The sequence below is a fragment of the Marinitenerispora sediminis genome (genome assembly GCF_003336425.1).
Taxonomy (GTDB): domain Bacteria; phylum Actinomycetota; class Actinomycetes; order Streptosporangiales; family Streptosporangiaceae; genus Marinitenerispora; species Marinitenerispora sediminis.
This window is the reverse complement of the sequence record NZ_QEIO01000176.1, coordinates 1-9,568: the sequence shown is the minus strand read 5'-3', so window position 1 is coordinate 9,568 and position 9,568 is coordinate 1. Positions and strand designations below refer to the sequence as shown.

The 9,568-nt window shown below is 75.7% G+C and carries 8 protein-coding genes; 2 read left to right on the top strand and 6 right to left on the bottom strand.

The features are described 5' to 3' along the window. Positions 1-218 precede the first annotated feature (218 nt). The 6 genes from DEF28_RS23490 to DEF28_RS23460 form a co-directional block, all read right to left on the bottom strand. On the bottom strand, positions 219-1,238 hold the full coding sequence (locus DEF28_RS23490) for a LacI family DNA-binding transcriptional regulator (protein ID WP_114400228.1): 1,020 nt from the start codon (positions 1,236-1,238) through the stop codon (positions 219-221). 331 nt (positions 1,239-1,569) lie between these two features. Then, positions 1,570-2,007: a universal stress protein gene (locus tag DEF28_RS23485; protein WP_114400227.1), complete on the bottom strand. Its 438-nt coding sequence runs from the start codon at positions 2,005-2,007 to the stop codon at positions 1,570-1,572. Positions 2,008-2,049: 42 nt separating this feature from the next. After that, a complete protein-coding gene (locus DEF28_RS23480; RefSeq protein ID WP_114400226.1) occupies positions 2,050-3,441 on the bottom strand; it encodes a CitMHS family transporter in 1,392 nt (463 codons plus the stop codon). Between the two features lie 261 nt (positions 3,442-3,702). Beyond that, positions 3,703-4,398, bottom strand: coding sequence for a GntR family transcriptional regulator (locus DEF28_RS23475; protein ID WP_114400225.1), 696 nt, complete (start codon positions 4,396-4,398; stop codon positions 3,703-3,705). An 862-nt stretch (positions 4,399-5,260) separates the two neighbouring features. After that, on the bottom strand, positions 5,261-6,259 hold the full coding sequence (pdxA, locus tag DEF28_RS23465) for a 4-hydroxythreonine-4-phosphate dehydrogenase PdxA (RefSeq protein WP_199493479.1): 999 nt from the start codon (positions 6,257-6,259) through the stop codon (positions 5,261-5,263). Then, positions 6,256-7,530, bottom strand: a complete 1,275-nt coding sequence (locus DEF28_RS23460) for a four-carbon acid sugar kinase family protein (RefSeq protein WP_158562907.1) — start codon at positions 7,528-7,530, stop codon at positions 6,256-6,258. Before DEF28_RS23460 ends, pdxA begins: the two co-directional genes overlap by 4 nt. Before the next feature lie 146 nt (positions 7,531-7,676). On the opposite strand from DEF28_RS23460, the gene DEF28_RS23455 reads away from it, so the two are divergent. Both DEF28_RS23455 and DEF28_RS23450 read left to right on the top strand, forming a co-directional pair. Next, a complete protein-coding gene (locus DEF28_RS23455; protein WP_199493477.1) occupies positions 7,677-8,708 on the top strand; it encodes an aldo/keto reductase in 1,032 nt (343 codons plus the stop codon). A 68-nt stretch (positions 8,709-8,776) separates the two neighbouring features. Further along, positions 8,777-9,556, top strand: a complete 780-nt coding sequence (locus DEF28_RS23450) for an HpcH/HpaI aldolase family protein (RefSeq protein ID WP_114446229.1) — start codon at positions 8,777-8,779, stop codon at positions 9,554-9,556. Positions 9,557-9,568 lie beyond the last annotated feature (12 nt).

The window sequence follows — 9,568 nt, the reverse complement described above, 5'->3', positions numbered from 1 at the left end:
GGGGGATGCCGGGGGAGGACGGGCGGAGGAGGCCGGCGACGCGGGGGCGTCGGCACAGCGGGAGCGGGGCGTCCGGTCACTGTCACTGAACCGGATAAGTTGCCTCAGTGAAACACGTCACAAAAAGAGCGTCAATGCCCCGCCAACGCGGCGTTACCTTTCCGTGACCGGGGCCGCGGCGCCGGCCCGGGTGCGCGAACCGCCGCCCCGCCGGCCGGTCAGGGGCGCTCCAGCGGACCGGTACTGCCGCGCGGGCGCAGGGCCGCCGCGGGCGCGCGCCGGCTGGGCACCGGTCCACCCGCCACCGCGGCCAGCAGCATCCGCGCCGCCTCCGCGCCGTGCCGGACCACGTCGCGGCTCACCGTCGTGAGGGCGGGCCGGACCAGCCGGCACAGCGCGGAGTCGTCCCACCCGACGACGGAGAGCTCGGCGGGCACCGCGACGCCCATCTCCTGGGCCACCCCGAGACCGGCCACCGCCATCAGGTCGTTGTCGTACAGCAGCGCGGTGGGCCGCGGCACCGCGGCGAGCAGCCGACGGGTCACGCGGGCGCCGTCCTCCACGGAGTAGTCGGCGTGCACGGTCTCGGCCCGCTCCAGGCCCAGCTCCCGGGCGACCTCGGCGAACGCGGCCGAGCGCGCCGCCGTGTGCGCGAACTCGGGCGGGCCGGCCACCCGGGTGAGCCGGCGGTGCCCCAGCGCCACGAGGTAGTGCACCACCTCGCGCACGGCCGCGGCGTCGTCGGACCACACGCACGGCAGGGCGCCCACGCCGTCTGGTCCGCCGATCACCACCGCCGGCAGCGCCAGGCCGGTGAGCAGGTCGACCCGGGGGTCGCGCACCCGCAGGTCGACGAGGAGCACCCCGTCCACCCGCCGCTCGGCGGCCCACCGCCGGTAGGTCGCCGTCTCGGCGGCCAGGTCGCCGGCCATCTGGAAGGTCAGCGCCGTCGGGCCGCCGGCCAGTTCGCTCTGGATCCCCGAGATCAGCCGCATGAAGAACGGCTCGATCCCGAGTACGTCGGCCGGCCGGGCCACGACCAGTCCGACGGCTCCGGCCCGGCCGTCGGACAGCGCACGCGCGGCGCTGCTCGGCGCCCACCCCAGCTCCTCGGCGATGGCGAGGATGCGTCCCCGGGTCGCCTCCGAGACGCCGGGGCGGCCGTTCAGCGCGTAGGAGACGGCCCCCTTCGACACCCCGGCGGCCCGGGCGATGTCGGCGATCGTCGGACGCCGCACGTCTGCCCCTCCCTGGCCGCTCCCCGCCGGCTCACTGAACCGGTTCACTCGGTCGGGAGCCTATCAACGTACCTGCCGGTACCTCGGGCGGCCGCCGGCACGGCCGGAGCCGACGGCACCGGGCGGAGGCGCGGGTGGGGGCGGATGTCCGGGCGAACAGCGCCGAGAGCACCGAATCCGGGCACCGGCGACCTGCCCCCGCTCGGCGGCTGAGCAGGCGGGCGGCCACGCCGGCGAGGAGGACGCGGCGGCGGACGCGGCACTCAGCCGTGCGGGCGCGCGCCGCCCGGGGCCCGTGCCGGCCGCTGCCCGCGCGCGGCACCGCCCGCGGTCACTTCACCGCGAGCACCGGGCAGGGCGCCTCCAGGATGACGCGCTGGGCGATACTGCCGATGAAGAACTTCATCACCGGGGAGCGGCGCCGGAGGGCCAGCACCAGCAGCTCGGCGCCGGTGGACTCGGCCAGGGTGAGCAGCTGGTCGGCGGGGTCGGTCTCGGCGCGGACGATCTCGTGCGGCACGCCCGCCCCGGCCAGCCGCGCCCGCAGCGCGTCCAGCGTGGCCGGGCTGGCGTAGGCGGGCGACGCCGGGGCGTCGGTGCGGTAGCTGACGACCACGACGCGGGCACCGCGGCGGTGCGCCTCGCCGATGGTCTGCTCCAGGGCGGAGCGCCCTTCCGCGCCGTCGAGGTGGGCCAGCACGATGACGCCCGGTGCGCGGCCGCGGGGCGCGGCGGCGGGTTCGCCGGCCGCGGGCGGGGTCGGCTCCATGTTCGGTTCTCCTCTCGTTCGCCTGGTAGGCCGCCGCAGGCGTCAGCCCAGGGGGATGACCGTGGTGAGCACGCCGACCGCGAGCATGGCCAGGGAGGCGACCGCGGCCCGCCAGAGCACCTTCTTGTGGTGGTCGCCGAGGTCCACCTTGGCCAGCGAGACCAGCAGCAGGATGGCCGGCACCAGCGGGCTCTGCATGTGGACGGGCTGGCCGACGATGGAGGCGCGCGCCATCTCGACCGGGGTGATCCCGTAGTTGGCCGCGGTCTCGGTGAGGACCGGCAGGATGCCGAAGTAGAAGGCGTCGTTGCTCATGAAGAACGTGCCGGGGAGGCTGAGCAGGCCGGTGATGACCGCGAGGTAGGGGCCCATCGCGTCGGGGATGACGCCGACCAGCCAGCGCGACATCGCGTCGACCATGCCGGTCCCGTTGAGGACGCCGGTCAGCACGCCCGCGGCCATGACCATCGCCACGACCGAGACCACGCTGGAGCCGTGCGCGCTGAGCTCCTTGAGCTGGTCGGAGACGTGCCGGAAGTTGACCACCAGCGCGATCGCGCAGCCGATCATGAACAGGGTCGGGATCGGCATCGGTTCGAGGACGAGCAGCACCATGATCGCCGCGGTGAGCGCGAGGTTGAACCAGATGAGGCGGGGGCGCAGGGTCGGCCGGTCGGGGTCGAGCGCGGTGTCGGCCATGCCCCGCTCCGAGCCGCCGACGCCCGGCGCGCCGCCGGACCCGCCGCCGGCCGGGGCTCCCGCGCCGCCGGGGCGGGCCGCGGCACCGACCGCCACCGGCGCGGCCATGGAGGTCCCGGCGGCGCGCAGCCGTCGGCGCTCGCTCAGCCCGAGCAGCCAGGCGAACACCAGCACGACCCCCAGGCCGGCGAGCACCGAGGGGATCATGGGAACGAAGATGTCGGTCGGCTCCAGGCCGAGCGCGCTGGCGGCGCGTGCCGTCGGCCCGCCCCAGGGGACGACGTTCAGCACGCCGTTGGCCAGTCCGGCCACGCAGGTGAGCACGACCGGGCTCAACCCCATGCGCAGGTAGACCGGGAGCAGCGCCGAGGTCGTGACGATGAACGTGGTCGAGCCGTCGCCGTCCAGCGACACGGCTCCGGCGAGCACCGCCGTGCCGACCACCACCTTGGCCGGGTCGTCGCCGAACACCCGCAGCACGAACCGGATGAGCGGGTCGAACAGCCCGACGTCGATCATGATGCCGAAGTAGATGATGGCGAACATCAGCAGCGCGGCCGTCGGCGCGAGGTCGGTGATCGCCTCCATCACCATGTCGCCGAGGCCCAGTCCCGCGCCGGCGATCAGCCCGAAGACCGTGGGGACGATGATGAGGGCCGCGACGGGCGTCAGCTTCTTCGTCATGATCAGGAACATGAACGTTCCGATCATGAGGAACCCGAGGGCGACGAGCATCGTGGGACCGGCCTCCTATCACGGACCCGCGCGCCCCGGCCGGGCGCGCGTGTACGCGCCGTGTACGCACATGGGAATGTGACGGGACATGCACGGTGACGCGCACCGCAGATTACCTCCGCGTTACCGCAGTTCCGCAATGGATTGCCGGGGTTGATTTACGTCCAATAACCAACCAATAAGACCGAAACCGGGCGGGTGCCAGCTCCGCGGGGAACGTCACGCACGGTGACGGCCAGCCGCGGCGGGCGCGCCGCCGCGTCAGCCGCGCGGCGCGGGCGCCACACCGAGCAGCGCCGCGCCGGCGACCTCCTCGACCAGGGCGGCCAGGGTGTTGTCGAGGCTGTTGTGGAGGTGCGCGGCCACGGCCCGCACAGCGCGGTCCTCGTCCCCGTCGCGGATCGCGGCGCAGATGTCGACGTGCTCCCCGGCGGCGCGCAGCATGCGCGCCGGGCTGCGCCGGGCCAGCCGGCGCAGCCGCACGAGGTGGCCGCGCAGGTCGTGCAGCGCCGCGCGCAGGTAGGGGTTGCCGCTGGCGGCGTCGATCGCCTCGTCGAACTCCTGGATCAGCGCGTAGTAGCCGGCGAAGCCGTCGGCGGGCTCGGGGCGGCGGGCCATCCCGTCGCGCGCTTCACGCAGCCGGACGTGCAGGTCCTCGAACGTCCGGCGGTCGCCGCCGCGCGCGGCCAGCCGGGCGGCGTAGGTCTCCAGGGCCTCACGCATCTGGAAGAGCTGGGCGACCCCGTCCACGGAGACCTCGGCCACCATGAGGCCGCGCCCGGGTAGCGAGCTGACCAGGCCCTCGCGCACCAGGCGGGCGAGCGCCTCGCGGATCGGGGTGCGCGAGGCGGCGAGCCGCTCGGCGATGTCCACCTCGGTGAGCACCGTCCCCGGCGCGAGCCGCCAGTCGAGGATCTCCTCCCGCAGGGTCTGGTACACGCGCGTGCTCTGCCGCATGATCCTCCGGCCCTTCGTCCCCGTGCGGACCCGCTCGGTTCACCCGGAACCTCCGGGGACTCCCACGTATACCGGACCTGACGCCCCGGGCGCACGCGGGCGACCGGGTCACCCGGCCGGGACCGCCGCCACGTCGAGGCCGGGGGCGGCACGGGGGGGCGGGCGCTCGGCGGCCCCGTCCCTGCGGCCAGGGGCCGGGGGCCCTCCAGGCGGGCCCAGGGGTCGAACGGCGCCGCGTACCCGCGGGAAACGCGGCGCACCCCGCGCTGGGAGGCGCACCGCACGCCGCGTCCGCGTGGCGGCGGGTCCGCACGCCGTGGTCCCCTCCTGTTCCCAGGCGTCCGGGAACGGCGGCGGGGTGAGCCAGTGGACGTCGAGGCGGTTGGAGCAGAGGTTCCCGCGCGGCTCGGGCCGGTACTCCCCCGGCAGCTCCACGAAGCAGGAGAACCGCCGGAACGCCAGGGCGCCGATCCGGCCGGGACCGCGGCGGCCGGTGACGTTGTCCGCGCTCGTCCTGCCGACCGCCCACGCCTCCGTTCCCGCCCAGCGGGGCCAGGCCGGTTCGGTGAGCACGACGCGGCACGGGGGTTCGAGGGCCGTCGGCGCCTGGAGGGCCCGCGCGCGACCACCCCCGTGGACGGCGAGGTGAACGCCGCTGCGCTGCGCCGTGGATGCGGCACCCCCGTCAGGTGGTCGCGACCGAGGATCGCCACCGGGACCGGCAGGAGGACGGCGGCGGTCACCAGCCGACGCCGGCGTCCGTGTTCCGCGTCGCGCACCGCTCCCCTCCCGGGGCCGTGCCCGGGCCGGTCCACCGTGCCGGGGCATCCGCCTCCCCCCGGAAGGGACGGGACGGGCGCTCCTAGTCGGCCGGGCTCGGCGCCAGTGCGGCGGCCTGGCGCAGGGCCTCGATCAGGCTGCGGTGGTCGGCCTTGCCGGTCCCGGCGATGTCGAAGGCGGTGCCGTGGTCGACGGAGGTGCGGATGACCGGCAGCCCGACCGTGATGTTGACGCCGGCCTCCAGCCCGAGGATCTTCACCGGGCCGTGCCCCTGGTCGTGGTACATGGCGACCACGAGGTCGAAGTCCCCGCGCCCGGCGCGGAAGAACACGGTGTCGGCGGGCAGCGGCCCCTGGGCGTCGATGCCCTCGGCCCGGCACTCGGCGATGGCGGGCTCGATCTTCTCGCCCTCCTCGCCGCGCCCGAACAGGCCGTTCTCACCGGCGTGCGGGTTGATGCCGCACACGGCGATCCGGGGCTCCGCGATACCCGCGTCCAGCAGCGTGCGGTGGCCGCGCCGGATGGTGCGGGCCACCAGCCCCGGGTCGATCAGCTCAATGGCGTCGATGAGTCCGATGTGCGTGGTCACGTGGATGACGCGCACCTTGGCGGTGGACAGCATCATCGACACCTCGGGCGTTCCGGTGAGGGCGGCCAGCAGCTCGGTGTGCCCGGGGTAGCGCCGGCCGGCCGCGTGCAGCGCCTCCTTGTTCAGGGGAGCGGTGCAGATGGCCTGGACCTCGCCGGCGACCGCGAGTTCGCAGGCGCGCCGGACGTACTGGTAGGCGGCCTCGCCGGCGACCGGGGAGAGCTGGCCGAACGGCAGGTCGGCGGGCAGCAGGCCGAGGTCGACCACGTCGATCCGCCCGGGGCGGAACTCGGCCTCGGCCGGGCCGGCGACCGGGCGCACCTCGGCGTCGACCCCGCAGAGCCGGGCGGCGGCGGCGAGCCGCGCGGCGTCGCCGACCACGAGCGGGCGGCACCAGGTCGACACGTCGGGGTCGGCCAGCGCCTTGACGGTGATCTCCGCGCCGATTCCGGCGCCGTCGCCCATGGTGACGGCGATGATGGGTGTGCTCACAGGGGTGTCCTTCCGTACCGGCAGAGCCGCACGGCGCGCGTGAGGGAGTGCGCGTCGCCGAAGCCGCCCGCCTTGGTGATGATGTGGCGCGGCGCCGCGCCGTGGGGTGCGCGCCGGCCGGCGCGCGCCTCGCTGAGGACCGTCCCGGGTTCGAGCTCGGCGATGACTTCCAGGGCCGCGACGCCGGCCGCGGGCAGGGCCGCCCGGGCGGTCTCGCCGCCGGTGACGAGCACGAGGCCGGCGCCGGACAGCGCCTCGCGGACGGCGCCGGCCAGTCCGCGGGACAGCCGCCGGGCCAGGTGCGGGCCGACCCGGCGGCCGGCGTCGATGCGGACCACGGTGTCGCCGGCCGCGGCCGTGCCGGCCACCTTCGCCGCGAGTACCTCCAGAGCGGCGGCGTCGGCGTCCAGCAGCTCGTGCGGATCCAGCGTGACGGCGGTGAAGCCGGCGGCGGCGAGGGCGTCGGCCTGCTCGCGGGCGACCGCGCTCGCGCTGCCGATGACGGCGAGGGCGCGTCCCGGCTCCCGCGCGCCGCCGGCGGCGTCGCCGGCGGGCGGCGCTCCGGGGGGCAGCAGGCGGGCGAGCGCGGCGGCGAGTCCGGCCGCCCCCGCCCACAGCGCCGCTCCGGGGCCGTCGCCGCCGTGCCCGGCGGCGGCGATGCGGTCGAGGTCGTCCTCGGTCTCGGCGTCGCAGAGCAGCACCCGGGGCCGGCCGGGGTCGCGCAGCAGCGCCGCGCGCAGCAGTCGCGGATCGGCGCGCACGGTGCCGAGCGGCACCCGTTCGACCGGGAGCGGGGCGAGCAGTCCGGCGATGTCGGCGGGCGGCGCGGCGGGCTCGTTCGCCCAGGCGTCGGTGCGGTGCAGGGCGCGGCCGTGGACGTACTGCACTCCGTCGACCGTGGTGCGCCCGGCGCGCGGGAACGCCGGCGCGAGCACGAGCGGTCCCGGACGCTCGTCCAGGAGCGCCGCGAGTTCGGCGCGCACCTGCCCGCGCAGGGTGGAGTCGACCTTCTTGACGACGGTGGCGGCGGGCGCGGCGCCGCGCAGGGCCGCGCGCACGGCCGCGTCGGCCGCGACGGCGTCGGCGTGCCGGGTGTCGGTGTCCACCACGGTGACGGCGGCGCCCGGGGACGGGGGTCCGGGTAGCGGGTAGGCGCCGCTGTCCAGGTGAACGGTGGCGGCCATGCCGCGCGCGCGGAAGGGGACCGACGCGTCGAGTGCGCCGGTGAGGTCGTCCGCCACCAGCAGGAGGTCGGTGGGATCGGCCGGCATCGGACTCCTGTTCGTCGGGCGGACTCCTCGAACGGATCGCACGAAAAGCACGCTATCCACCTTGCGCGTTTCACGCAAGAGTGGCAGTGTGATGCGCGTTACGAGCATATTTCCGAGTGGTAGGCGACCCGGCGCACACCGAGCGCATGGCGATTGACAAGGAGTCCGATCTCATGACCGACACCGATCCGGGCATCGGCCACGTGGAAGTCCCGGGCACCGATCTGCGCGTCTCGCGCCTGGTCCTCGGCACCATGACGTTCGGTGCCCAGGTCGGCCGCGACGACGCCTCGCGCATGCTCGACATCGCCGCCGACGCCGGTGTGACCATGCTCGACACCGCCAACGGCTACGCCGGGGGCGCGTCGGAGAGCCTGCTCGGCGACCTGCTCGCCGCGCGGTCCGGCCACCGGTTCCTCGTCGCCACGAAGGTCGGCATGCCCAACCCCGACGCCGGGGACCTCCCGCCGCTCGCGCCCGAGGCGATCCGCCGCTGCCTCGACGCCAGCCTGCGCCGGCTGCGCCTCGACCACGTCGACGTCTACTACCTGCACCAGCCCGACCGCGCCACCCCGATGGCCGAGACGCTCGCCGAACTCGGCCGGCTGGTCGAGGCGGGCAAGGTGCGCCACGTCGGCGTCTCCAACTACGCGGCGTGGCAGATCGCCGAGCTGCGCCGCATCGCCGCCGACGCCGGCCTGCCCGCCCCGGTCGTCTCCCAGCCGCTGTACAACCTGCTCAGCCGGCGCATCGAGGACGAGTACCAGGAGTTCACCCGCACCGCCGGGATCACCGACATCGTGTACAACCCGCTGGGCGGCGGCCTGCTCACCGGCAAGCACGTGTTCGAGGAGACCCCGGCGCAGGGCAGGTTCGGAACCGAGTCCGGGCTCGGCGAGATGTACCGGCGGCGCTACTGGAACCGGGAGCTGTTCGACGCCGTGACCGAGCTCGGCGCGGTCGCCGCCGACTCCGGGCAGACCCTGCCGGAGCTCGCGTTCCGGTGGCTGCTCGGCAACCCCGACGTGGGCGCGGTGCTGCTCGGTTCGTCGAAGGTCGAGCACCTCGCGTCCAACATCGGGGCCGCGCGGGGCGGGCCGCTCCCCGACGACGTGCGCGCCGCGTGCGACCGGGTGTGGGAGCGGCTGCGCGGCGTCGCGCCCGCGTACAACCGCTGATCCGAGGCCGCCCCGCGCGGGCCGAGGACGAGGCAGCGAAGAACATTCGGAGGAAGGGGAAGTTGAGCATGGGCGCCACGACAGCGGAGGACTTCACCGCCCGCCTGCGCCGGCGGGAGCAGCTGGTCGGGTACTGGGTGGTGTGCGACAACCCGGTCGGCACCGAGCGCATCGCCGGCCTCGGCTACGACTACGTCGGAATCGACGTGCAGCACGGGCTGCTGGACTACGCGGGCGCGCTCTCCGCGCTCACCGCGGTCGACGCGCGCGGGCGGGCCGCCGGCCTCGTGCGGGTCCCGGCCAAGGACCCCGCGTGGGTCGGCCGGGCGCTGGACGCGGGGGCGCGCGGCGTCATCGTGCCGCTGGTGGACTCCGCCGAGGAGGCCGCCGCGATGGTGCGCGCCACCCGCTACCCGCCGCACGGCGTCCGCAGCTACGGGCCCATGCGCTCCGCGCTGCGGGTCGGCCCGGTGCCCGCGGAGGCCGACGATGCCGTGGCCTGCGTCGTCATGATCGAGACCGCCGCCGCGCTGGAGGCGGTGGAGGAGATCTGCGCGACCCCGGGGCTGGACGCCGTCTACGTCGGTCCCTCCGACCTCGCCCTCGCCCTGGGCGCCCGGTGGCCGGGCGACCCGGACGTCGCCGACGCCCTGCAGGACGCCATGAAGCGGGTCGCCGCCGCGGCCGCCGCGGCCGGCATCGCCGCCGGCGCGCACAGCCCCGACGGCGCGACCGCCGTACGCCGGTTCGAGGCCGGCTTCACCTTCGCCACCATCGCCTCCGACCTCACCCACCTGGAGCAGAGCGCCGCCGCGCCCCTCGCGCAGGTCCGCCCCGCCGACGCCTGACGGACCGGGGCC

What these genes read in the sequence shown, in the direction of transcription:
- DEF28_RS23485 (WP_114400227.1), bottom strand. Translation starts at nt 2,007, where the DNA reads ATGGAGCCGACCCCGCCCGCGGCCGGCGAACCCGCCGCCGCGCCCCGC.
- DEF28_RS23480 (WP_114400226.1), bottom strand. Translation starts at nt 3,441, where the DNA reads ATGCTCGTCGCCCTCGGGTTCCTCATGATCGGAACGTTCATGTTCCTG.
- DEF28_RS23475 (WP_114400225.1), bottom strand. Translation starts at nt 4,398, where the DNA reads ATGCGGCAGAGCACGCGCGTGTACCAGACCCTGCGGGAGGAGATCCTC.
- DEF28_RS23460 (WP_158562907.1), bottom strand. Translation starts at nt 7,530, where the DNA reads ATGCCGGCCGATCCCACCGACCTCCTGCTGGTGGCGGACGACCTCACC.
- DEF28_RS23455 (WP_199493477.1), top strand. Translation starts at nt 7,677, where the DNA reads ATGGCGATTGACAAGGAGTCCGATCTCATGACCGACACCGATCCGGGC.
- DEF28_RS23450 (WP_114446229.1), top strand. Translation starts at nt 8,777, where the DNA reads ATGGGCGCCACGACAGCGGAGGACTTCACCGCCCGCCTGCGCCGGCGG.